Raw genomic sequence first — 22929 nt, 5'->3', positions numbered from 1 at the left:
CCTGACCATCGCGTTTAAAAACGGGTTCTACACGAGGTATCTTCGTGGGGATATCGGATGCGACTTCTATCAATTGGCGAGACGGCGGCAGAACTGGACGTAGGGGTAGGCACGCTGCGACGCTGGCATCGACAGGGCTTGCTGGTGCCCTTCGGCCGCACTGTCGGTGGCCATCGGCGATACCAGCGTGACACGGTACGCGCCGCTCTGGGCGCTGAGCCAGCTGTCGCAGGCAGGACCGTCTGCTACGCCCGTGTTTCCTCGCACGACCAGGCCGAACAGCTGAAGACGCAGGCGGCCCGGCTCGAGCGCCACTGCATTGACGCAGGTTTCACCGGTATCGAGGTCGTTACCGACCTGGGCAGCCGCCTGAACTACCGCAAGAAAGGGCTCGAGCGCCTCATGTCTGACATTCTTCGTGGACGCGTAGCACGTCTCGTGCTGGTCATGAAAGACCGCCTTCTGCGCTTCGGCAGTGAGTTGCTGTTCCGGATATGTGAATTCTTTCACGTCGAGGTCGTCGTCCTTGATGCGGTACCCGACGTCAGCCGTGAGCAGCAGCTCACCGAAGACCTGGTCGAAATCCTGACGGTCTTTTCCTCCCGGCTGTACGGCTCACGCAGCCGAAAGAATCTTCGAGCGCTGACCGCCTGATGCAGTCGACCACCCAGGCCCGCCTGAACCTGTCATCGCATGATGCGCAGACGCTCGACCAGATGGCCGCGCTGCACGGTTCGATGAAGCGCAAGCTCTACGCGCGCATTGCCGCCCAGGGCGGCAAGGCGAAGTCCCACAAGACGGCGTTCTGCCGGGAGCACGGCATCTCCGCCCGGATGTTCAACGCAATTGCGATTGGACTGCAGGGGATGCTCGATGGCACACGGGAACTACTGGACGCGGAGCGCAAGGACCTGCTGAAGGGGATACGCCGGCAAAAGCGCCAGCTCGAGGCGCGACGCGCCAGGCTCGTCGATATCGCCGCAGACCGACTGCGTATGAATCCGCGGCGCGAGGCGAAGCTGCGTCACACGGTGCATCGCAATGGGGTGGCGCTGTCGCGCCTGCAGGCGAAGCTCGCCCGGATTGAGCGCCGGCTTGCCGCGAACGCACCGGGTATCTGCTTCGGAACACGCAAGCTGTTCGCCCAGCAGCATCACCTCGCGCTGGCAGGTTTCAGGGACCGCGACGCGTGGCTGCGTGCCTGGCAGGAGAGCCGCTCGCATCAGGTGTATTTTGTCGGTTCGAAGGACGAAACGGCCGGTAATCAGCTTTGCCAGCTCCGGCAAACGGCAGACGGTCATTACCAGCTCAAGGTCCGCGTGCCCGATTGCCTGCGTAACAGGGGCGAGCGGAAGTATCTCGTCATCAACGGCGTGACATTCAACCACGACCGTGCAGCGCTGGATGAGGCGTTGGATGCGAATACTGCCCTGAGCTGGCGTCTGCACTGGGACGGACGGCACTGGCGGGCATTCGTCTCGTTCAACCACGCGCGGGCGCACCGCGTCACGCTGGGCGCGCAGTACGGTGTCGTCGGGATCGACTTTAACGTCGATCATCTGGCGGTCACGGAGACCGACCCATCTGGCAACCTGAAATCGACCCGGCGCTTTGCGCTGCTTCGCGAAGACGCCACGTCGGGCCAGCGTGAGGCGGTGCTCTCCGACGCGTTGAAGAAGGCCGTGGCATGGGCGAAGGACGAACTGAAACCCATCGTCGCTGAGGATCTCGACTTCACGGCGAAGAAGAAAGCGATGACGCAGCTCAGCCCGAAGGGCGCGCGGATGCTCTCGGGGCTACTCTACGCAAAATACCGGCAACTGCTCGAGGCGAAGTGCTTCCGTACGGGAGTCGAGCTGATCCTGATTGACCCGGCCTATACGTCGACCATCGGTGCGGTGAAATACGCAGCGCGACGGGGCTGGAGTGTGCATGCTGCCGCTGCGGGTGTCATCGCCCGTCGCGGACAGAAGTTGACTGAACGTCTGCCACGCGCCGGCACGGCTGTCCGTGTTCCGGTGCGGGGAAGTCACCACGCCCTCGAGCTACCTGCAAGGATAGCGGGAGATTCGCGTGTGGCCGCCTGGCGCAGTGTTCATGCAGCGTACAGAGGTGTGGTGCGCGGGCAGTGGCTCGTCACCCGGGGCGGCAAGCCGCCCGGAGTGCAACAGGTACCACGGGCGACGGCGGCAACGCTGTCCCCCTCAGCAGGGACTACCGTTACCCCTGCGATAACAATCTGCATGTGCAGATTTGTGCACCATTAAGTTAGCGGTGGGAATCGCTATTTCGTTGGGTTCGACACTATTTACTACGATGGTCGTGTAGGTACGCCCATCGTCTCGTTTGACTCGCGCACAAGATTGGGAATGACGTCCAGTGGCCGACAGTATTGGCTATTGGGTCGGGCCGGTTTTAGGAAGGATGCCGAGTACGTATGGAACCGCGTGCGGAGCATCTGCGAGATATCAAGCTGGTCTGACATTACGGAGCAGCTATGCCCGGACTGGCGAAATCCGGTCCCGGAGGCGGAGCGGACCATGGATTCGTCCCGAAGCGACGGATGCTTGACACCACCTGCGGATGCAGAGGGAGGCTAGTAGGTTTCATGCTTCAATATGTTCGGGAGCGCATCTTCTCTGACGCCACATGCCGGAAATTCGTATGGTCTGAGTCGACCGACCAACTGCGCGCTGAACCATGTTCTTGGGTATGAGGTGACGATGACGGCTGAACGTAAACGCAAACGCATGAGCCCTCGTGATGTGAACTTGCGATGGCTTTCGCGCGAGTTGGACAATGCGTTGCGGCGGGGAGGAGCTATCGCCGAGATCAAGGAGATGCGTCCACGAGAATTCGTCGACTTGATGACCAGTTCGTCTTTCGAAATAGGGCGAATCTTCAAACGTTGTCTCAGAGATGCACTCTATGATCTGCGGCGGGACGCGAGCAGAAAACGGTCGCGAGCTCGACGTGGCACAGATACGTAGACTCATCTCGAATCAGCGAGTGTCTGGCGCGATCGTCGCTGTCCTCGCGCGGCCTTGTATCAATATTTGGCTGACACTGGAGGCTGCAGTATGAATGCGGCCGACAAACGCGAATTAGTGATATGGGCAGCGCGGGCGCATGTCGGCGAGTATCTTGGCGGGTCGATTGATCTGCCGGTACTTTCTACCAGAGCAGGAAGTCGGGCGTGGTGCGCTCACGAGGCGCTGCCGTTTAACGACGCGGGCAAGTGTCTGCTCTGCCTGATTGAAGATTTGAGGGCGTCGTCTCGATTTCATTTTCCGATTGACCCCGCAGCGGAACCTGAACGGCTGATGACGGTTTTCGTCGAGCGGATAGCCTGTTCGGAACACGCGCGGGGCGAACCTGTGGCCCGGTTTGATATCGTTTTCGAAACCAATGTTGCTTCAGCCGGAGTCCTCCTGAAGGGTGCGCCGCGTCAGGACGTTGGTCCCGTTTCGTGCGGCAAGGGCGAAGGAGTCTGGGAAATCATGCTGAAACTCCTCAGAGCGATGTATCCGAGAATTGCAGGCTCATGAATGTGCGCGGGCGATTACTCATGTTCGTTTGCACGGTCATGCCGATCGCGAGGCGCCATCGCTCTCGACGACTGCGGGATGTTTGAGTTTTGAGACATTCGGTCTTTTTAAGTGGAGGCTCCTTTGGGCCGCAAACAAAATCCCGATTCAGATCACGATGCGATGACCATTTCTGAAGCCGCGAAAATTCTTCGCGTTTCCCGCACGCACCTGAATACGCTTATTGATGAAGGCAAGCTGGATGGGGTCCGTTACACCCAAGTGGGACATCGACGGATACTGCGAGCAGCTGTACTGGCGTACAAAGAAGAGAGCAAGACTACACAGAAGAAGGGACTTAATAGAATGGTGGAGGCTTCTGAGCGCATGAGACTCTACGACAGGGAGCTTGAAGGATTGCCTGTCCGCCGGAAGAGTTGACAATGGCAAGAGAGAATGCCAGAAGGTCCGGTAGTTCCTTGTGTCGCCGTGGTAGTCGCGAATGAGTGTCGGCAGGAATATATGTACATTGGGAAATGACTGCCTGTGAGATGCGGATCGCGCTTGCTGTTCGGAGCAACAGTCTGACGAGTCCCAAGATCTTGGCGAAGATGCTCAACTCGGACGTGGTTGCCCGCCTTCGAGTCTGCTCGAGAGAACTTTGCCCCATCGTGCTTCGCTTTCGCGTCTGACTGTTACTGGATGGTCCAGCGTTGAGTCGCCCCGAGGAGCGCGGCACTGGGAGATCTCGGCGACGAAGTGCCTGGAGCTTGAACGGAAGGTATTTCCGAAATCCACAGGAAATCGTATGTGAAACGTTTGCGCGACAAAACTTCATCGAGATAGATGCTGCGCTTCGCGTGAATCCGCGCTGAAAATTCGACGCTACTGAGCGAAATGACTTCGGTTTTTGGGATGTTTCAGAGGCAAAAAAATCCCCAAAATCGCTAAAGTCTTGACGTTTTGTGCCGTTAGACAGGCGAGCTACAAGTTTTAATAGCCTCCACAAAAGCACTGGCATCCGTGAATACCGACGGGGCGCGATTGAAGACCTGCGGAAACTGAGAGTCAGTAGGTAAATTAGCTGTATCAGCGCGAACAAAAATAGAAATGGCCATCATTGATTTAGTCAAGTGGAGTGGAAGTCCCAACCTGCTTGCCTGGAAGTTTCCGTCAGAAGAGCTGTCCACGTGGACGCAGCTGGTTGTCAACGAGTCGCAGGAAGCCTACCTCGTACGAGGTGGTGTATACGAGGGGCCGTTTGGCGCCGGCCGTCATACCCTCAGTACAGAAAACTTGCCGGGACTGCGGACTCTTATCGGAATACCGTTCGGCGGGAAATCGCCGTTCACCGCAGAAGTCTGGTATGTAAATCGTGTCACCAACCTCGATGTGCGCTGGGGTACACCCGATTCGATCCAGCTTCAGGACCCAAAGTATGGGGTCATGGTTCCTGTTCGTGCGTTTGGCCAATATGGCGTGCGCATCACCGAACCGAAGAAGTTCCTGCTGAAGCTCGTCGGTACGCTGCCCGGATTCGATGCGGATACACTGGCAGATTACTTTCGCGGCGTGTTCATTACTCGCATCAAGACCGAAATTGCGAATGCGATTACCCGGGCAGGCGTGTCGATCCTGGAGATCAACACTCAGCTCGATATGTTGTCTGAGGCGCTGAAGACGTCGCTGTCGGCCGAGATGGCTGAATACGGCGTGGGACTTGCGCAGTTCAACATCCATTCAATCAATGTTCCAGAGGACGACCCTGCGGTCAAGACGCTGAAGGCGGCCCTGGCGAAGCGCGCTGAAATGGGCATCATCGGCTTCACGTATCAGCAGGAGCGAAGCTTCAATGTGATGGAAACAGCGGCCGGAAATGAGGGCTCCGCTGGAACGCTAATGGGAGCGGGCATTGGCGTGGGTGCCGGATTCGGTATGGCGCCGGCGATCGGTCAAGGCTTCGCGCAGATGGCGCAAAATATTCAGCAGCCGGTCTCGCCGCCCCCAGCCCCTCAGTCGCCGCCGCCAGCTACGTCGGCGCCGAGTGGCGCTGCGCCTTCTGCGGGAATCGGTGCGGCGGAGCGGATCCGTCTGTTGAAGGAACTCGCTGAACTGAAGGCCGCTGGGATCCTTAGCGACTCGGAGATCGAGTCTGAAAAACAAAAAATTCTCGCCTCCTGATATCAACATGAATATTCGAAATCATCTTGCCGCAGCGGCGGTCGTGGTGGTGCTGGCGTCGCTCGCTATTCTTTACCTCCTCGTGCCGGCAGATAAACAATCGACGGCGACCATCGCAAGTATCCTGGCCGTTGCTTTGTCCTTGGGTTCACTCATTTACCTGCCGAGTGCATTCGCGCCTGCGGTGAAGACGCAAGCGGCACGCCTTGCTGGCGTCGGCCCGATGGGCGTAACCACGGTGTTCACGCTCATCTTGTCTCTGGCGGCGCTGGCGGCAGGCCTCTCAAACCTCCCGACCATCGCATTGGCATTGCTGGTTCTCGCCCTGGCGTCGCTGATTGTTGGCATTTTGTTGACCAACGTCACGCGCAAGGTCGTAGATGATGTGCAGATCACCCAGGAGAAGGATGATCGGTACCGCGTCTGGACCAGCGCGCTCAACGAGGTGGCACTCGTAATGAGCGATGAGGCACTAAAGATCCGTTGCAAGCAGATTGTGGAGGAATTCCGCTATGCGCCTTCGGCGCGCGCGATCGATGCCAAGGGCGAAGCGTCGCACGTGGTTACCGCCATTTCCGCCTTACAGGCGAGCGCCGGACAGGGCGATGCCGCTGAGATTGCGTCGAAGCTGAACTGGTTACAAGCAAAGGTCGCGGCGCACACGTCAGCCCTGATTGCGCTTCGTTCACACGCTTGAATTGAGTCGAACAAGGGCTCAGTCATTGTTTCGTCAGAAAGAACAAACAGACCAATTGCGGGGAAAGTATGGAAGGCGGGGAATTGAAGCTAGTTTGTAGCGGTTGTGGCGCCAGTCTAGAATATTCAGCTGGCGCGCGTGCATTGAAGTGCGTGTATTGCGCGGCGGTTACGGAAATTCCGCGTGCGGACGACGAAGAGGTCGACGCGGCGCCGGACCAGGTTGTCACCTTAACGGTCAGTCGGAATCAACTTGAAGACGCCGTTTTTCAGCATCTGGCTGAAGGCAAATACACCCCGGACAATCTTCTTGAGCATGCAACCTTCACGAAGATCGAGCAGTTCTTTGTGCCGGCGTACGCTTTCGCGGGTAGCTACGAGGCTCAGTGGACTGCGAGTTTTGGATACGACCGTACCGAGCACTACACAGACTATGTGCGCGACAGTAAAGGCAATTCACGGCCTGTAGCGAGGACCAAGACGGTAACGGACTGGCGTCCCGTGAATGGTGCGGATACAGGCGATTTCAGCGTTCTCACATACGGCGGAGCGCGCTTGAATGATTCAGCATTGAATCTCACCACTCGACTTGTCGAGCGCTGCCGTATGGGCGGGGAGGTTGTGGACTACAGCGCCTCGTTCACCAGCGGATTTGAGGTGGAAGCTTACGGAATTCGGCCGAATGACGCTTACACGGGGCGGGGCGAAGCCCTGGTCAACAACGTCATTGAAGCAGGCGTCATGCGCCACGCACAGGGCGACCGTCAGAAAGATTGGCATTGGAAGGCGACTACGCGCAAGCAGTCGTCTCGCGTACTGATTCCTGTGTGCCACGTTGTGTACGAGTTTCAAGGCCAAGCCTATAACGTGTGGACTGACGGCACTTCTACCCAGAATCTCGTGGCAGACGCTGCCCCTGAAGATCACTCACGCAAGCACGCGGTGCGCATCGGTTTCGTACCGTCGGCTGCGGCAGCTATCGGGGCCGTGGTTGCTGTCAGCTGCGCGAGCGGCGGCATCGGCAACATGCCGGAAAGTTCACTGTTGTGGGTCGGCCTCGCTGGTTCATTGCTTTACGGTGCACTTCGCCGCCAAGCTATTCTCTCTTACTCGCTCAAGCTGCGAAAGGCGATCCTTGCCCAGCGCAAGCTCGACACCGCAAATACGTCCAACCTGGAAGAGAGCGAGCGCCTGAAGATGGTCGAAGCATGCAAACGCCCCGACCGCTCGTGGTTTGCGGGCACGGCAAAAGACGCTGTGATTCTCCCACTCGCCTCGGTTATCGCGCTTTCGGCGGTTGTCACGCCCCTGTTGCACGAGAAGCTGAACGAGCGTCGCGAGCGACCGTACGCATCGGTAGAGTCACCCGTCGATCAGACTGCTGCGACGCAAAACGAGGCGTTGAGCCAACCGTCCGCCGCACAGGTTCAGAACGCAACCCAGGTCGCCGATGCTACACCTCAGCAGCAGACTCAACAGCCCGCTGCGGCTTCTGAATCGGCTCAACTAACCGATGCAGCTGCCTCTACGACGAATGAGGCGCAAACGCCGCCAGCAGTTCAGCAGGCCAACACAAATCAGGAGCAGGCGGTGCCGCAAACGGCTCAGGTTGCTTCGACGTCGGCACAGGTGAATCTTTCGCAACCGGTGCTTGCGGTGCTGAGCGCTGCCGCGCAAAACGACTGGACGTCTGTCGATGCTAGTGCCGACAAACTGGGGCAAGGCGGAATGCAAGGCGCCGTGCACCGAGATCGCGCCGCTGCGCGGGCAGCCAACATCGAAGGAAAGGCGGCTCTACAGGCGAACAACTATGCCGGGGCGATAGACGCGTTTCGTCGCGGGACTGCCGCCGACCCAGCCGATATCGAGTTACTGAATAACCTCGGCTATGCGTTCGAAGAGGCAGGGCAGCAGCAGGATGCGATAGATACGATTTCGAATGTGCTGAACCGCGTTCCGCGTCGCACTGCGGCATGGGCCAATCTTGCGAGCAGTCTGGCAGAAAGCGGCCATTTGCCGGAGGCAAAGGCGGCCCTGAGCGTTGCGGTCCACTATACGGGCAATCGTGACCGCACATTGGCGTTCCTGCAAGAGCAGGCCGCAACGGGACGCTCAGACGCAATCCGGCAGGTGAGCGCGGCGGTATCCCAGCAGGCATTGAACATTCCTGTTGCCGGACCCACGGCCGTCAATATGCAGGTGAGGCAGAGCGCCCAAGTGGTGCGTCCGGCCGTTCGGGAGCAGTCGTCGCAGGGCGACGCGGCTTATGTACGAAGCATGAACCAGCAACTCGAACAACAGCTTAAAGATCTCGGCCAATCAAAATGAAGAATCGTATTCTTTTCGGGAAATCTATCCTTGTTGGGACCATTGTGGCCTCGTTGGTCGGCTGCGCGGCGCCAGATGGAAATGGACCGTCGAATGCAGCTACCCAAGGGGTGGTCGGCGCAGGTGTCGGAGCCATTGCTGGCCTCGTACTCTGCAAGGCGGTGGGTGGGTCTGACGTGGCGTGCAGAAATGCGGCGGTGCTTGCCGGTGCCGCAGGTGCTTATATCGGCTGGCGCCATGGTAAGGAGCAAGACCTTGCTCAGGCCAAAGCTCTCGAGCAGTCGTTGCACAGTGCAGGCGTACCCGTGGTTACCGACACGGCTAACCTCAACAAAGCTGATGGCTCGGGCAACGCGCAGACTGTCACCGCCTGGAAAGGGACAACAGTCGGATTGCCCAAGAGCATGCTCGCCGCTAAGAGCCCTGATTTGCAGAAGAGCGTGGAGTTGAGTGGCCAGCTGGCCGCGTCACGATCAGAGCCATGCCGGGTACTCGTGTCGGTCCCAGACGTGGACAAGGCAGAGGTCCTTGCGTGGCTGAGCAACGGAATGCACGCACCTGGTCCGAACGCGAAGCAGGCACCGGAAATCAAGATGGTGGCCGCGAAACCTGGAGCAATACCTTTTCTCCGAGTCGAGCCAGTCGACCAGCAGCAATTCAGTAACGGATCTGTTGCCTAGGTAGCTCTGTCAGTTCGTATCGAGATCGGGACAGTCGGCGCTTCGCGGCGCCGTGCCTACCCTAGAGCCGACGCGATCCAGAGCCCGGCGACGGCAGCAAGTTGTACCGGCACAGCATTGCCCAGTTGACGCATGGCCTGGGACCACGAGCCCGGGAGTTCGAATGTGTCCGACAATCCTTGAAGTTGCGCAGCTTCCCGAACTGTGACGTGACGACTGGTTCCGTCGAGGCTCATCACCATGTTTTCGCCGTCGGGCACGGCGTGGACGCTTGCTTTGTCAGGCCACGTCACGCCACGGATAAAAATGCGCGCTACACGAATCTCAATCAACGGAGGTCCTGTGTCCGCAACAATGTCAACTGTCGACGTACAAGTTTTTCGAGTTTTACACACAATCGGAGCGTTGGCGCATGAAGCGCTGCCCCATCATCGGGGACAGCCCTCCATCGCAATTAGCCGAGAGGAGATTCATGCGACCCGACTGCTTATCAACCTTGTGTATCGGTTCTGTAGTCCGCTCTGTCGACCAAATGCTACTGCTGACACGCTCCGCGCCGACGTCGACGGGTTGACGTCGGCAGTCACGAACTACGTGCAAGCAGGTATGCTTCAGGGAGATAAGATGGACATCCTGCTCCATGAACTGGAGCGGCTGCAGCGGCTAATCAATAGCCGACCAGAAGAACCGGAATCGTCATCGCTTTGCCGTTAAGCATCTCCCATGTCGTCCAGCCTGCGATCATGGTATCGCCATTCTCGGTGCGTTCAATGACCGGCATTACCGCGGCCTTTGCTGGGTGCCGGGCGAGGCGGGTAGCTTCGGCGGGATCATAGTCGGGATGAGAGTCAGCAGCCTCGCGCGCTGCTTGCGTGTCCACGAACGGAAGTTCTGCTCGGACGACAGAGCTGTAGCGGGGATAGAGTTCCCGAAACTGTGCGACGTCCGGTTCGATAATCTTAACGTCAGCAACTTGTATGAGGACCGTCCGGGAGGTTGGACTCCGTGGATAGAAAAATTGGCTTTGTTGTTAGCGGTTTGGGCGGGGCGACGCCGCGCTATCCCAGCACAGCTTGCACAAACTCTGCTCTGGTATCTATAACGGCGAGTATTCGGAAAACTTCAGCTGCTGGCCTGAAGACGCACCACCTACACATGCAGACTGGCGCCCCCGGTCTTCATGATCAGCAGGTTTCACTGTGCTTTTGCGGGGGATTTTCGCAATCCTCTCGTTAGCTTACGGCTGCTTGAGTCGAGCTGCGGGCACTGGTTCGCACGCCTTTTTTGCGCTTCTCCAACATCGTCCCCCTGCATTCGGGCGATGAACAGTGGCAACGGAATTCCTCCCGAATCTTGTGGCTGTGGCGTCCGTCTACAACCAGCGCATAGTCAAGCGTGAGTTCCTCGCCAGGCGATATATCGCGCAGCGCGTAAATGAAGATACGGTTATTCGACAGCTCCGCCTCGCAATTCGGCGAACATGCGTGATTCAACCAGCGAGCGCCGTTCCCGCCTTTGCTGCCGTCAATGACGATTCCTTCCTCGACGTCGAAGAAGAACGTGTGTCCTGGCTGTGAGCGGTCATTTGGCAGCTGGTCCAAAACGTCTTTCCAACTGACTCGAGTACCCTTGTATTCGCAGACGAATTCGCCTGCGGCAATGGTGTTGTTCGCAAAGAGGCCCCGGCCGTGCACCGGCGAACGGTGAACCACAAATCGCGGACGTACTTTGCGGGCGGATTGATTCATGACAGCGTCGCCATTTCGGGAAGGGGAGCGTGCTATGCCGGTGAAGCCACCGGCATAGTTTGCAGACGTCCTGATGCTGACCAGGCAAAATCTAGTTGTCAAACGAATCGCAAAAACCTGACGCGAATTCGCGGGTCAACGTTTTGGGGTGAAAAAAACGCGGTGACCGATTGGTGGACTTCTGTGCTCGGGTTTGCCGCTTACCTCAGGGCCGACGCGATCCAGCAGCCGGCGGTAGTGGCAAGTTGCACAGGCACCGCATTGCCTAACTGGCGCATAGCCTGAGACCACGAGCCGGGGAGTTCGAATGTGTCTGGCAATCCTTGAAGTCGCGCAGCTTCTCGAACTGTGAAGTGGCGACTGGTGCCGTCGAGGTCCACCACCATGTTTTCGCCGCCAGGCACCCCGTGGACGCCAGCTTTGAGCGTCTTTGCTGGCTCGTCGATAAGAGTTCCGGTATGGCCTTCGTACTGCTTGCCTGCGCGACGCGGTTCGTGCCCGGTCACGTTGGCTTTGAAGGACGGGGCGCCAAGGCTGAAAAAAGCATCGCGGCAGGTAAGCCACGCTGCTTCTTCTGGTGGTTCGGCCGAATAAGCCAATTCCGCGAGCTGGACGCGTGTAGAGCGCGGTATCGCATCGTCGTTCGGACGCGGCAGGTTGTGGCGTTGCCAGTATTCGCCCGTTATCCACTTGTCGAAATAGAGCCGGCGCGCGCTGTGCGTTTTCACGGGAAACGATGGCAGGGTGCCACAGTCGACGCGTACCCCTGCAATCAGGACTCTTTCGCGCTTCTGTGGAGCGCCGTAGTCCGCTGCGTTGACCTTAGCCACCGCGACCTGGTACTTAGGGGCGTCCAGAGATTCTTCAAAGCCACCTCGTTCCAGGCAATCGAGTATGTGGCGAACGTATTCGCTGAACGCCGGCCGTAGTAGCCCTTTCACGTTTTCGAAAAGAAACGCCCGTGGCTGCATCTCGCGCACAGCGCGTATAGCCTCCGGCCACATGTCACGCCCATCCTGTGGCCCCGCAGCCCGGCCGCCATTGGAGAACGGTTGACAGGGCGGTCCGCCGGCTACCAAGTCGACTCCCTGATAACTGCTCCAGTCGATGGTTCTGACGTCTGCTTCGAGGATAAGAGATGGCTCGCGATGGTGTGTATCTGGACAATTCGCGCGTAGAGTCGCGCACGCTGCGGCGTTGAACTCTGCCTTAACCAAGTGGCGAAAGCCGGCATTTTCCAGGCCTTTCGCCATCCCGCCGCAGCCAGCAAACAGTTCGACGCATTTCAGACGACTGTGTGCCCCGTCAAACAGGGATTCACTTTCGACGCCGGCAACTGCGGACGCGTACTGCGTAATATAGCTTTCGATGGAACGCATAACACGAGCTCAAGTTAAAACTCGTGTAGGCGCGTTTTTTATTCGGGCAGCTGACAGACTGTTGCTTTACTTCATCCACCTGAGATTGCTAATTTTTTAGCCCGGTCTACGACCTATCCTCTTGTTTTGCGGGAAACGAATTGTTTTGGCGGTGTGTCCGCGTGAAGCAAAGTGTTCAGGGCTGAGGGACGAGCCGCCGAAGCGAATGAAACTAGGTCTGTGCAGGCGAATGGCTCGCGTATCGCCATGGACTGCCAACATTGACCCCTGCGATCAAAAGGCAGGGGAAGCTCCGCGGCGAATGGTAGGATTCGAGAAGAAACAGGTTGACTGTTTCAGCGAATCGTCAAACATCAACACGTTCTATAAGGACACGTATGAATAAACAGGAACTGATTGACGTTGTGGCCGGCGCCACAGGTCAAGGCAAAGGCGTCACCGGCGAAGCCATCGACGCATTCATCGAGGTTGTCACCAAGACGATTTCTGGCGGAGGCAGTGTGCAGCTTATTGGTTTCGGGTCATTTTCGACTGGCAACAGGGCTGCAAGAGTCGGTCGCAACCCGGCGACTGGCGCAGAGATCCAGATTCCAGCCGCAAAGACCGTTAAGTTCACGGCCGGCAAAGGCTTCAAAGATCGCGTAAACGGCAAGTAAGATTTAACGCTGTGAGTCCGCGCCTGAATAGTTCGGCGCGGGCCGCCTTGTGATTCGATTGTCAGATACGTTGCCGTAACATGTGCTGCGGTGACGGATGTCGCAAGCGCCGAGGAAAGGTTCTTCTGCCGTCAGGACGGGACGATTTCCCCGTCACGCGTGAGCTGTTCCGGAACGTCTGATACCATTGCCGGGCCAAATTCTCCTCGCGTTAAACGCCCCCGTCATGTATCGCAACGCTTCCCAGTCGTTCAGCCGAGCCATATCCGGCTCAAGGCATTTGAGCAAACAGATGCTTTTGCCAATTTCTCGGCAGTCTGCCTCCGATATCTCGCTCCTGAACCATCTCGCGCTTGCCGTCTGTCGTCGTGGCAGCGGCAATGCCTATCTCATGAATGAGCTCGTAAAGAGCGTCTATACGACGTACTACCTGCAGCGGTCTGGTTTTGGCGATGCGTCCCTGGAGCTATATCGCCAGGCAGAAGCCGGTTTGGAGGACGCTCTCGCTCAAGCGAACCTTAAAAAAGTCTGGACGCTGGATCCTGCGACTGCGAGCTCGCTAGAGGAGGTGCTAGCTTTGTATGACCGGCAGCTAGCGTCTGCTGCCGCCTGGATGTTTGTCGAGGCTCGCGCGCGGCTCGACTCATTCGTTGCCAGCCAAAAGCGTTCGCCATTTTCTGACTGAATCGTGACGCCGTTTTCTAGGTCGGCTACTACCTGCGCAGGAATTTGAGCAGCATGAGGGCGGCTAGGCGTTCCCATACCTGTGCCACTGATCTCGCATTGTCTGCGCAAGATACATACACAGAGCTTCGGCTAAAGTGAACGCTACGGCTATCTGGCGAACGCGATTAATGACATGCATGCTCAGGGGAAAGAGGATCCGAATCAAGTACTGATGCGCAATCCGAAGTCCCCCGAGCGGTCGTGGCGACTACAGGTGACTGTTGCTATCAAATGCTATCGCGCGATCCTCAGAAAGCGCAGACGTTCATGGAGCAACGGTTCGAATATTTTGGCAAGGCGCCCAAACTCTGGCCAGACAGGATCGCTTTTTATCAGATGAGAGGCGATAACAAGCAGAGCAAGGGGACGGCAGCAGCTTGCGCGATCGCGCTTCCCGATTACAGACACGCTTGCCGCGATGCAAGCCAGACCTTAGTCGAAATAGCCGCGAACAAAGCAAAAAGTGACGCCCACGCAAACGTCATTGTGCAAAACGTGGAGTTGAAACTATTCAAGTAATGGAAATAGTGGGCGTGGCTCTGCAGATTAGATTCCTCTCGCTTCCTCTGCCCACGAAACCGTCGCTCTGAGGCCGTCGGAGAGAATCGCGTTGTGCTGGGCCGCAGCCCGCAATTTCCCGCAGCAATGGTCCCTCTCGGAAGCCTTACGGGTGAGAATGAACCGGTGTGTTTCTTCAGTCGTGGTGCGAGCATCGCTGCCACTCCTTGCGGATTATCCATTTCCTGTCTGCCACGCGATGTATGGTGCGATTCGATCCGCTGGCTGGCGCCCTCACAAGCTCATCGTGCAGCTTCGTGCGAAATCGCTGTCCAGCATGGCGTGGAATACGCGGCCCGGATGTCAGCGCAGGTGGCAATGTCCCGCCCCAGCCCCGCCACGCCGGCAGGCGTCGGGCAGGCAAACCGGCGGACGCCGTGCAAAGCCAGATAACGCTGGGCCGCGGCCATCGATCGACCTTGGCCCGAACACGAGATCATGCGCGAGCAACATTAGCTGGCGGGTGACCGCTCGCAGGGGACAGGTGCCCGTGATCTTCGCTAGGCTCGCAGGCGAAGACAATGCGACTCACCGCGCGCCTTCCACGTGCAGCGCGGCACGCGCTGCTTCAAGCCGTCCCATCGTCGTCGCCACGCACCCGGCAAGCGACCGGGTCGCCGTATCGAGCCACAGATCCGGATTGAGCGGTGCCTCGTAGGGATCATTGATGCCGGTGAAGTTCGCGATCTCTCCCGCCCGGGCACGCCGGTACAGCCCCTTCGGGTCGCGCGCCTCGCACACCGTGAGCGACGTTGCCACGTAGACCTCGAAGAACCTGGCTTCCCCGACCGTCTGGCGCGCCAGTTCACGGTCCCGCCGGAAAGGCGAAATCAGCGCGGCAATCGCCCAAGTTTCGGCGTCATTGAGCTGCCGGCACCGCTCGGCCACGCGCCGGATGTTTTCGCTGCGGTCTTCCCTGGAAAAACCGAGATCGCGACTCAGTTGCTGTCGCACGACGTCGCCGTCGAGCACGGCAACCGCTATGCCGAGCGCGGCCAGCGCCGCTTCGAGCGCCTGAGCGAGCGTCGTCTTGCCGGCTGCGCTCAGGCCGGTCATCCACAGCGTGGCGGGCGAGTATTTCATTCTGTAATCCAGAGGTCCGGGGCGGGAATCATCGTCCGCTGCGGCGGTGCGTGAGCATTGATGTGAGCGTGGACTATCCTAGGAGCGGGAGAATTTAAGGGGGGTAATGGCACAACTTGGCCTTGGTCTGGATCTGTCAACGAAACGCACGCGCAAACGGTAATTTCTCGAAGAGATGAGGCGCGTGGTGTCGTGGTCGCAACTGATTGCCCTGATTGAGCCGTACTATCCGAAGGGTAAAACGGGACGGCCGCCCTTTCCGATTGCCACGATGCTGCAGATTCACTTCATGCAACAGTGGTTTGGTCTGTCAGACCCGGCGATGGAAGAAGCGCTCTATGACGTACCGCTGTATCGCGACTTTGCGGGGTTCGACGATGGCATGACGCGGTTGCCCGACGAGAGCACAATCCTGCGATTTCGCCACCTGCTCGAAGCGCACGGTCTGGCTGTGCAGATGCTCGCGCTGATCAATGAGATCCTGAGCGGGAAAGGTCTGATGCTCAAGGCCGGGTCGGTAGTCGACGCCACCTTGATTTCTGCGCCCCAACTCGACGAAGAACGCATCCGGGACGCGCGACCCGGAAATGCACCAGACGAAGAAGGGAAATCAATGGTGTGTGTCACGAACCTGAGCGCAAGCTTGGGATGCTGTACTGAAGATGGAAGAAGGCCTTCCGGAGTCGGCTTGCAGGAGCAGACTTCAAACCGCCCGGTGCTGCTGCGTTCAAAAGGCGTGGTGGTGAGCGACTGTGGAAAAGTCACCCGTCGAGGGTGGCAGGTACGTATTGAGAAGATGAGCGAAAGCAAACCGTCCGATGACGCATCGTTATGCCCAAGGCGCTGTCGAAACTGAGGTAGACCATTGGCTTCAGGACAAATCGGGACGATACCTGCTTACAGGCCCGATGGCAGCCGGTGTATAGGCGGCATGATCTCAATACAGGCTTTGGTACGGAACGTGAGAACCTTGTTCCAGATGCGAAGGGAAATGACAAATGGCAGAAACCATGAGGAAGAATACCGATGCTGGACCAAGGGACGGAGTCACCCGTAGTAGCGTGGAAGCGCCTGTAATGGGAGCGGAGCGAAGGGGTGACGTTATCCTGCCGATAAACGCTGTCAACCTACGGGGATGAGCAACGTGATCGCGGCGAAACCTAATAGCATTGCGAAGCGCACGGTATGGGAGGCATACCAGCAAGTCAAGGCCAACCGCGGAGCTGCAGGCATCGACGATGAAACCATCGCCGAGTTCGAGCAGAACCTGTCGAAGAATCTGTACAAGCTGTGGAACCGGATGTCATCGGGATCGTACTTCCCGCCACCGGTCCGGCAGGTGGAGATTCCCAAAGCATCGGGGGGCGTGAGAAAGCTGGGTGTGCCGACGGTGATTTCATAATGCACCTCTCACAGTTGAGTGTTGGAATGTTGCCGCTGCAGATGCCCTGAAGTGCGTACCCAATCCCGCAGTTGCTGCTCCCCGGCGGGATCCAGCGTGATCCACCACGGCCCCCGCCCATCGAGCTTACGGGCCTGGACCACGTGGCGCTCGATCCAGTAATACACGACGTGTGGACTGACTGTCAGTCGATGGGCAAGCTGCTGTACCGTGAGCTCGTCTGGCCGCTTGAAGCAGGTTGCTTCAATTTCATACCGGTAACGGATCCATTTGACCATTTCAAGCGTGAACGATTTGCCAGCGGCGCTGCGCAGGCCTTCCTGATTGAGGTGTGCAACGATTTGCCGGTCAGGCAGATGCTGCGATAGTACGCGCACCCGCTCGACGAACGCGGCGGGGTAACGCATCGCGTCGGCAGCTGGCTTTGGTAGGTCCACGGTGATGTCAGTACACGCGCTGCCCTGCCAGCGGATGTGCAGCACGGCTTGTCTCGTGGCGGCCAGTTTCTCGACCGTGATGTCCCGGATCAGCAGTCGCAACATGCGCTTGCGATCCTTCGCCGAGGTTGTGGGCGCACGCCAGAGGCGGGGCAGATTGCGCGCAAGCGAGAGAACCTGGGCCTTCTGTTCGGACGTGGCGACGCGTGCCTTCTGGCTCTGGAATTGGCTGGCTTCGGTCTTGATTGCTTCGAGGCGAATCATCGCGTCGTTCCAGCGCCGCTCGAGGGTGCCCGCGACCAGACGGTTGGCCGGGTCGCATTCCTGGTAGCGACGTTCAGCGAGCGCGACCTCATACTCGGCGCGTTCAATGCGCATGTGCCACTGGCGCATGATGGCGCGATCGCGCTGTTCGAGTTCGTTCAGGGCAGTGACGGCGAGCTTGAGTTCGGCAGGCTGTAGGGCGGTGAGTACCGCCTCGCCAATCGCGTTGTCAAGGAGATCGCTGCGCATACTCATGCAATCGGTGGTCGCCAGACCATCGCGGCGACGCGCACTACACAGGTACTGTGGATAAAGGCCACCGTTACCCTGGTACCGCACGGTCAGCGCCCGGCCACAGCGGCCGCATATCAGCATCCCCTGAAGCAGTGCCAACCCTTCACGTGCCGCACCGCTGAGCACGGTACCTTCGCCGTTGGTCCGATTGCGCGCCAGGCGTGCCTGGTTGCGTTCGAAGTCCTCCGGGGTGATATATCCTTCGTGATGGTCGGGCAGATGGACGCGCCAGTCCGCCTTGGGTACCGGCTGCACGCGCTTATGAACCTCTCCTTGTGGGGTGATGCGCTGACGATATTGGTACCGTCCAAACACATAGACTCCTGCATAGGAAGGATTCCTGATCAGACCGAGTACGCGTTCGTGGCTCAGGCGCCCCCAGATGAGTCGGCCTGCCCAGGCACCTCCATAGGCCCGCTTTGGAAAGCGCAGGCCATCTTCAGCAAAACGCTTGACAACCGCGTATGCGCTGCCGGTCTCCTGAAACAGACGAAATGCCAGTTGCACGGCGCCCCGAACCTCGTCATCGGGATCCAGGACGATGCGGCCGTCATCGCCATAGCACAATCCGACAGGCAGCGGAAAGCGCAACTCACCCTTCTGGGCCTTGTTCAGCTTGCCGCCCTGGAGGCGGCCGCGCAAGAAGTGCAGTTCTGCCTGTGCCATCGTTCCTTTGAGACCAAGAAGCAGGCCGTCGTTGAAGTCGCCCGGGTCGTAGCAACCATCGGCGTCGATTACCAGGGTATGAGTGAGCGCACACAGTTCGAGCAGGCGATGCCAGTCCAGGTTTGAGCGCGCCAGTCGCGACACTTCCAGTGCAAACACCGCACCCACTTGCCCCATCGAGACATCCGCCACCAGCGTCTTGAAGTCCTCGCGGCCCGTCATCTGCGCCCCCGACTGACCGAGGTCGCGGTCCAGGATCCGGACCGCCGTGGGTGGCCAACCCAGTGCCAGCGCCTTGTCGCGCAAAGCATACTGACGCTCGGTGCTCTCCTGATGGTGTCGCACCTGGGCCAGCGTCGACTGGCGGATATAGATGTACGCCGGCTTGCTGTGATGTTGCGTGGTGATCTTGGTGTTCATCGACGGCCTCCTCGGTCGGTTCCAGCGCGGGTCCGGCGGTGAGCCAGGCCTCGAGCATGTTGGCGATGAGTACGCCGGCCAGGTGAGGATCGATGGATTGGGTGAGTGACAGGGACGACTGGCTCACCGCTGCCTCTCAGAGCGCTTCGCGGCGGCGTAAGAGTTCGCGGTTGATCTCGCAGATCTCCTCGATGATCTCGCGGACCCGGTGATAGTTCGCCAGGCGTTCGGTGACGTCGGCGTAATCGGCCTGAGGCACGTAGTCCATTTGCGGTCGGCGCCCGGGAAAGCTCACGGACAGATAGTACTTGGGGCCATGGCCGGGGCCGTCGGCGCATTTGCAGCCGGGTTTGCCGCAGCGCTTGTAGCGTTCGATGAGCGAGCCCCGCAGGAGTGTCTCCAACGCCGGCATCTGCTTCAGCAATTGGGCGCGGCGTCTGCGTAAGGCGGATGATGGAATGTCTTCCATAAGCGGACCACGTTAACGACTGGTCTGATAGTAGGACAGGAAGATCCATTGATCAAGCTCCTTTGATGGATGACTTCCTGGAGGCCGAAACGGCAAGCAGGTCGATCAAGTCGATCAGCTCCAGCAACATGCTCAGATCGAATCGGCACACGGTGATGCCGGCGTCGTCCTGGACGAAGGGTGCGCCCCAGTCGGTCCATTCGCGGGCAATGCTGAAGCTGCCGCGTTCCACATGACCGAGGAGCAGTGTGTCGGTGCCCGCGACACGGCGCTCCTTTAGAACGGGAAAACGTTGACCTCTGAGGGGATGGAACGGGTGACGAATCTCAGCCCAACCCAAATGCTCGTTGAGCGGTTGTGCAGTTCGCGATGACCGTCCCCACGGTCACGGACCGTGTCGCGCAGACCGTGGTCAAACTTATCATCGAGCCGAACCTCGACACGATCTTCCATCCGGACTCTTATGGGTACCGGCCCGGACGATCAGCGAAGCAGGCCGTCGCAATTACTCGCGAACGCTGCTGGCGATACGACTGGGTGGTGGAGTTTGATATCAAGGCGGCCTTCGATCAAATCGATCACGGGCTGCTGATGAAGGCGGTGCGCACCCACATCAAGGAAAACTGGATTCTTCTGTACATCGAGCGGTGGCTGGTCGCGCCGTTCGAAATGGAGGATGGCACGCGTGTACCACGGGCGCGCGGCACACCGCAGGGCGGGGTGGTCAGTCCCATCTTGATGAACCTGTTCATGCACTACGCATTCGACCATTGGATGCAGCGCACCAGTCCAAATTGCCCGTTTGCCCGCTATGCCGACGACGCAGTGGTTCATTGCCGTAGCCAGAAGCAGGCGGAATACATGATGCGGTCCATCGCATCACGGCTGGCGGCTTGCGGACTGACGATGCATCCCGAGAAATCGAAGGTCGTGTATTGCAAGGACAGCAATCGTACCGAGCACCATCCGCATGTCAGCTTTACGTTCCTCGGCTTCACGTTCCGGCCGAGGAAGGCGTATAGCCAACACAACAGGCTATTTACCAGCTTCCTTCCGGGGGCTAGCAACGACGCCTTGAAGCGGATGAGGCAGGCAGTGCGCAGGTGGCGGCTAAACAGACAGACTCATGTCAAGCTTGCCGACCTGGCGATGCTATACAACCCGGTGATACAAGGATGGTGGAACTACTATGGTGCGTTTTACCAGACGGTCATGCTTCGCTTCTTCCAGCACATTGATCGTGCGCTGGAACGTTGGGCTGGGCGCAAGTACAAGACTCTTCACGGTCGCCATCGACGCAGTGCGGAATGGGTGCGCAAGATGCAGGTCGCAAACCCATCGTTGTTCCATCATTGGCGTGTCGCCGGATCAAAGGTTGGATAACGGGAGCCGTATGACGCGAGAGTGTCACGTACGGTTCTACGAGAGGCTCGAGGTGAAACTCCCCGGGCCTACTCACCAATTCGGGGTGAAAGCGCATATCGGCGCGGACGCGGAATCGGGCCTGGTGCACACGGTCATCGGCACAGCTGCCAACGCTCAGGACATCAATACAGCCCAGGAGTTGCTGCACGGCGAAGAGGTGGATGTGTACGCCCATGCCGGATATCAGGGTATTCAGAAGCGATGCGCGCACGGTTCAGTGCGCTGGCATGTCGCAATGGGGCCCGGCAAGCGCAGAAAACTGGACCTGAGTGATCATCTGGACGCGATATTCGATCAGATAGAACGTCTGAAAGCCGGCGTGCGCGCCAAGGTGGAGCATCCATTCCGGATCATCAAGCGCCAGTTCGGCTGTACGAAGACCCGATACCGTGGCCTGACGAAAAACACAGCCAGATCACGACGCTGTTTGCACTGGGTAATCTGTGGATGGTGCGTAAGGCGCTGCGCAAAGCGTAAAACAGGCGGGCGCGGACGCCTTGAATTTGGACAAACGCACCCTGCCACGGTTCGAACCGAACGGCGATCGAGGTCCCGGCATCTTCGCCGTCGCTAAAACGCGGGCAGCAAACTGCACGAAGTGCAGGAAAGGGGTTGTGCAGACCATCCTTAATAGCCGCGTGTCTCGAATGTCAGCGCAGAATCGTCGAGAACAGAGTCTCTTTGAACTTGACCACTGGCGTAGGATCGCGACGCAGTTTTGCCATCAAATACGCGCCCTGTAGAGAAGACACAATGAATGCCGCGAGTTCCTGGCAGTTGGTGTCCGCACGCAGTTCGCGGATATCAACTGCCGCCGCCAGACAGTAAGCTACGCATTTTTCGATTTCAGCAAAGATCTGGACTATGCGGAGCCGAATGGCTTCGCCGCTGTCACCGGCCTCCGCGGCGAAATTTCCGAACAGGCAACCATTGCGGGAATCGTTGCGGCTGATGTGTCGGATGCTCGTGTCGATATATTTGCGCAATCGGAACATCGGGGCGAGTTCGTCATTGCATAGTGTTTCGCGAAGATCGTGACACGCGTCTGCAAAATACAGGTCGATCACCTCCAGACCGAATGCTTCCTTGGACGCGAAATGATTTGTGAAGGAGCCGTGTGGAACCTCCGCCGCTTGGACGATATCGCGCACGCTCGCACCGTTGAAGCCATGCTCGTGGACTACACGCATTCCTTTGGAGAGGAGGGTTTCTCTGTGTGATGGTCTAGGCATAGCAAGTGCAGAATTGTACGGACGTACATATCATAACACGCCAGATTGATGTCCTCGTTTGTTGGCCTTTCCGCGTCGCCCCGGGTTACGGGCTAGCGAGGAGGACTTCGAATGAGACGAGGTATTGAAAAATCGAATTGCCGCCGCAGGTGCGACTAGACCTTTAGTCGAAGGTAGTCCAATTGTCTGGTCGTCTACTCTGACGAAGACTTGCGACAAGGCTGGACGAGCCGTTTTTGACAAAACGTCTATTTCATCCCAGACCGTCCGAAGCGATGCGGTGCGAAGCGAGCGGGGCACTGCAAAGGCCATTGCGCAGCGCGCGCACCAAATGAGATCTGCCGATTGGTGCAATTTCGCGGGGGACCCTCCGTTTGGTCTTTGCGTCTGAAGACGGGCAGAGTGCTTTTCTTTGCGCCCTGCAGGCGCGCAACGAGTCTGCGCTGTCGGCGGGGCCGTCAAATTGACGAAAGCTCGGTGCTGGTAACGCACGGCTTGCCCACGATATACGTCACAGAGTGGCGCGCCCTTGACTAGCATTGCTGGTCGATAGGGACATGACTCGTCACGCCCAAATCTTCGAACGTACGCGTTGATTCACACTGTAGTAGCTTCTCCGCGATTACGCCACCGCAGTCAGCACGTACCATATTTCCCAAAACTCAGAGTCAATTCTGGGCCATCGATGGCTCGATTTTTGCGTTTTGTACAGTTTGAAATTGCTCCACGGTGCGTACCACGCCAAACTGTGCATTGCG

General features: G+C 58.5%; 22 protein-coding genes and 2 pseudogenes. 15 read left to right on the top strand and 9 right to left on the bottom strand.

The window, feature by feature from the left end; genetic code table 11:
• The first annotated feature begins 57 nt into the window (after positions 1–57).
• From ACUN0E_RS17570 to ACUN0E_RS17535, 8 genes are all read left to right on the top strand, one after another.
• Positions 58–654: an IS607 family transposase gene (locus ACUN0E_RS17570; protein ID WP_445567416.1), complete on the top strand. Its 597-nt coding sequence runs from the start codon at positions 58–60 to the stop codon at positions 652–654.
• A gap of 62 nt (positions 655–716) precedes the next feature.
• Positions 717–2267, top strand: a complete 1551-nt coding sequence (locus ACUN0E_RS17565; protein WP_445567415.1) for a transposase — start codon at positions 717–719, stop codon at positions 2265–2267.
• Positions 2268–3080: 813 nt separating this feature from the next.
• The gene (locus tag ACUN0E_RS17560; protein WP_445567414.1) at positions 3081–3548 is read left to right on the top strand and encodes a hypothetical protein; all 468 of its coding nucleotides are present in this window, start codon (positions 3081–3083) and stop codon (positions 3546–3548) included.
• A gap of 123 nt (positions 3549–3671) precedes the next feature.
• Positions 3672–3968 (top strand): helix-turn-helix domain-containing protein, encoded by a 297-nt coding sequence (locus tag ACUN0E_RS17555; protein WP_445567413.1) that lies wholly within the window; start codon positions 3672–3674, stop codon positions 3966–3968.
• 669 nt (positions 3969–4637) lie between these two features.
• Entirely contained in the window at positions 4638–5708 is a 1071-nt protein-coding gene (locus tag ACUN0E_RS17550; RefSeq protein WP_445567412.1) for an SPFH domain-containing protein, read from the top strand.
• 7 nt (positions 5709–5715) lie between these two features.
• The gene (locus ACUN0E_RS17545) at positions 5716–6405 is read left to right on the top strand and encodes a hypothetical protein (RefSeq protein ID WP_445567411.1); all 690 of its coding nucleotides are present in this window, start codon (positions 5716–5718) and stop codon (positions 6403–6405) included.
• 152 nt (positions 6406–6557) lie between these two features.
• Complete coding sequence (locus ACUN0E_RS17540) at positions 6558–8732, top strand: tetratricopeptide repeat protein (RefSeq protein ID WP_445570466.1); 2175 nt, start codon at positions 6558–6560, stop codon at positions 8730–8732.
• A complete protein-coding gene (locus tag ACUN0E_RS17535) occupies positions 8729–9412 on the top strand; it encodes a hypothetical protein (RefSeq protein WP_445567410.1) in 684 nt (227 codons plus the stop codon). The genes ACUN0E_RS17540 and ACUN0E_RS17535 overlap by 4 nt, the downstream gene beginning before the upstream one ends.
• 56 nt (positions 9413–9468) lie before the next feature.
• Here ACUN0E_RS17535 and ACUN0E_RS17530 read toward each other — a convergent pair whose 3' ends face one another.
• The 4 genes from ACUN0E_RS17530 to ACUN0E_RS17515 all read right to left on the bottom strand — a co-directional run bounded on the left by ACUN0E_RS17530 (position 9469) and on the right by ACUN0E_RS17515 (position 12539).
• Entirely contained in the window at positions 9469–9744 is a 276-nt protein-coding gene (locus ACUN0E_RS17530; RefSeq protein ID WP_445567409.1) for a DNA cytosine methyltransferase, read from the bottom strand.
• A 335-nt stretch (positions 9745–10079) separates the two neighbouring features.
• Entirely contained in the window at positions 10080–10292 is a 213-nt protein-coding gene (locus ACUN0E_RS17525) for a hypothetical protein (protein ID WP_445567408.1), read from the bottom strand.
• A 352-nt stretch (positions 10293–10644) separates the two neighbouring features.
• Positions 10645–11160, bottom strand: a complete 516-nt coding sequence (locus ACUN0E_RS17520) for an SET domain-containing protein (protein ID WP_445567407.1) — start codon at positions 11158–11160, stop codon at positions 10645–10647.
• Between the two features lie 200 nt (positions 11161–11360).
• Complete coding sequence (locus ACUN0E_RS17515; protein ID WP_445567406.1) at positions 11361–12539, bottom strand: DNA cytosine methyltransferase; 1179 nt, start codon at positions 12537–12539, stop codon at positions 11361–11363.
• Between the two features lie 377 nt (positions 12540–12916).
• On the opposite strand from ACUN0E_RS17515, the gene ACUN0E_RS17510 reads away from it, so the two are divergent.
• The 3 genes from ACUN0E_RS17510 (at position 12917) to ACUN0E_RS17500 (ending at position 14440) form a co-directional block, all read left to right on the top strand.
• On the top strand, positions 12917–13195 hold the full coding sequence (locus ACUN0E_RS17510; RefSeq protein WP_445567405.1) for an HU family DNA-binding protein: 279 nt from the start codon (positions 12917–12919) through the stop codon (positions 13193–13195).
• A gap of 292 nt (positions 13196–13487) precedes the next feature.
• Positions 13488–13880 carry a hypothetical protein gene (locus ACUN0E_RS17505; protein WP_445567404.1) on the top strand — a complete coding sequence of 131 codons (393 nt, stop codon included), beginning with the start codon at positions 13488–13490 and terminating at the stop codon, positions 13878–13880.
• A 308-nt stretch (positions 13881–14188) separates the two neighbouring features.
• A complete protein-coding gene (locus ACUN0E_RS17500) occupies positions 14189–14440 on the top strand; it encodes a hypothetical protein (protein ID WP_445567403.1) in 252 nt (83 codons plus the stop codon).
• Between the two features lie 567 nt (positions 14441–15007).
• On the opposite strand, the gene cysC is transcribed toward ACUN0E_RS17500, so the two are convergent.
• The gene (cysC, locus tag ACUN0E_RS17495; protein ID WP_445567402.1) at positions 15008–15562 is read right to left on the bottom strand and encodes an adenylyl-sulfate kinase; all 555 of its coding nucleotides are present in this window, start codon (positions 15560–15562) and stop codon (positions 15008–15010) included.
• Positions 15563–15668: 106 nt separating this feature from the next.
• Between cysC and ACUN0E_RS17490 the strand changes: the two are divergent.
• Together ACUN0E_RS17490 and ACUN0E_RS17485 are read left to right on the top strand one after the other, a co-directional pair.
• Positions 15669–16179, top strand: a pseudogene (locus ACUN0E_RS17490) (IS5 family transposase); the annotation flags it as partial.
• Between the two features lie 518 nt (positions 16180–16697).
• A complete protein-coding gene (locus ACUN0E_RS17485) occupies positions 16698–16964 on the top strand; it encodes a hypothetical protein (protein ID WP_445567401.1) in 267 nt (88 codons plus the stop codon).
• A gap of 8 nt (positions 16965–16972) precedes the next feature.
• Here the strand turns inward: ACUN0E_RS17485 and ACUN0E_RS17480 are convergent, their stop codons facing one another.
• The 3 genes from ACUN0E_RS17480 to ACUN0E_RS17470 all read right to left on the bottom strand — a co-directional run bounded on the left by ACUN0E_RS17480 (position 16973) and on the right by ACUN0E_RS17470 (position 19854).
• A complete protein-coding gene (locus ACUN0E_RS17480; protein WP_408313098.1) occupies positions 16973–19045 on the bottom strand; it encodes a recombinase family protein in 2073 nt (690 codons plus the stop codon).
• Positions 19046–19181: 136 nt separating this feature from the next.
• Complete coding sequence (locus tag ACUN0E_RS17475; protein ID WP_408313096.1) at positions 19182–19514, bottom strand: DUF6788 family protein; 333 nt, start codon at positions 19512–19514, stop codon at positions 19182–19184.
• Positions 19515–19566: 52 nt separating this feature from the next.
• The gene (locus ACUN0E_RS17470) at positions 19567–19854 is read right to left on the bottom strand and encodes a DUF5372 family protein (RefSeq protein ID WP_408505657.1); all 288 of its coding nucleotides are present in this window, start codon (positions 19852–19854) and stop codon (positions 19567–19569) included.
• Positions 19855–19883: 29 nt separating this feature from the next.
• On the opposite strand from ACUN0E_RS17470, the gene ltrA reads away from it, so the two are divergent.
• Positions 19884–20897, top strand: a complete 1014-nt coding sequence (gene ltrA, locus ACUN0E_RS17465) for a group II intron reverse transcriptase/maturase (RefSeq protein ID WP_445567400.1) — start codon at positions 19884–19886, stop codon at positions 20895–20897.
• A 79-nt stretch (positions 20898–20976) separates the two neighbouring features.
• A pseudogene (locus tag ACUN0E_RS17460) lies at positions 20977–21416 on the top strand (transposase); the annotation flags it as partial.
• Positions 21417–21589: 173 nt separating this feature from the next.
• Here ACUN0E_RS17460 and ACUN0E_RS17455 read toward each other — a convergent pair.
• Complete coding sequence (locus tag ACUN0E_RS17455) at positions 21590–22171, bottom strand: TetR family transcriptional regulator C-terminal domain-containing protein (RefSeq protein ID WP_445567399.1); 582 nt, start codon at positions 22169–22171, stop codon at positions 21590–21592.
• Positions 22172–22929: the final 758 nt, after the last annotated feature.

It is taken from the genome of Paraburkholderia sp. D1E (assembly GCF_052682275.1).
This window is presented reverse-complemented; position numbering and strand designations above follow the sequence as displayed.

Coding starts and splice junctions, on each gene's coding strand:
- ACUN0E_RS17515 (WP_445567406.1), bottom strand. CDS start 12,539: ATGCGTTCCATCGAAAGCTATATTACGCAGTACGCGTCCGCAGTTGCC.
- ltrA (WP_445567400.1), top strand. CDS start 19,884: ATGACCGTCCCCACGGTCACGGACCGTGTCGCGCAGACCGTGGTCAAA.
- ACUN0E_RS17480 (WP_408313098.1), bottom strand. CDS start 19,045: ATGAACACCAAGATCACCACGCAACATCACAGCAAGCCGGCGTACATC.
- ACUN0E_RS17545 (WP_445567411.1), top strand. CDS start 5,716: ATGAATATTCGAAATCATCTTGCCGCAGCGGCGGTCGTGGTGGTGCTG.
- ACUN0E_RS17455 (WP_445567399.1), bottom strand. CDS start 22,171: ATGCCTAGACCATCACACAGAGAAACCCTCCTCTCCAAAGGAATGCGT.
- ACUN0E_RS17510 (WP_445567405.1), top strand. CDS start 12,917: ATGAATAAACAGGAACTGATTGACGTTGTGGCCGGCGCCACAGGTCAA.
- cysC (WP_445567402.1), bottom strand. CDS start 15,562: ATGAAATACTCGCCCGCCACGCTGTGGATGACCGGCCTGAGCGCAGCC.
- ACUN0E_RS17505 (WP_445567404.1), top strand. CDS start 13,488: ATGCTTTTGCCAATTTCTCGGCAGTCTGCCTCCGATATCTCGCTCCTG.
- ACUN0E_RS17535 (WP_445567410.1), top strand. CDS start 8,729: ATGAAGAATCGTATTCTTTTCGGGAAATCTATCCTTGTTGGGACCATT.
- ACUN0E_RS17550 (WP_445567412.1), top strand. CDS start 4,638: ATGGCCATCATTGATTTAGTCAAGTGGAGTGGAAGTCCCAACCTGCTT.
- ACUN0E_RS17565 (WP_445567415.1), top strand. CDS start 717: ATGGCCGCGCTGCACGGTTCGATGAAGCGCAAGCTCTACGCGCGCATT.
- ACUN0E_RS17485 (WP_445567401.1), top strand. CDS start 16,698: ATGAGCAACGTGATCGCGGCGAAACCTAATAGCATTGCGAAGCGCACG.
- ACUN0E_RS17520 (WP_445567407.1), bottom strand. CDS start 11,160: ATGAATCAATCCGCCCGCAAAGTACGTCCGCGATTTGTGGTTCACCGT.
- ACUN0E_RS17560 (WP_445567414.1), top strand. CDS start 3,081: ATGAATGCGGCCGACAAACGCGAATTAGTGATATGGGCAGCGCGGGCG.
- ACUN0E_RS17500 (WP_445567403.1), top strand. CDS start 14,189: ATGGAGCAACGGTTCGAATATTTTGGCAAGGCGCCCAAACTCTGGCCA.
- ACUN0E_RS17475 (WP_408313096.1), bottom strand. CDS start 19,514: ATGGAAGACATTCCATCATCCGCCTTACGCAGACGCCGCGCCCAATTG.
- ACUN0E_RS17570 (WP_445567416.1), top strand. CDS start 58: ATGCGACTTCTATCAATTGGCGAGACGGCGGCAGAACTGGACGTAGGG.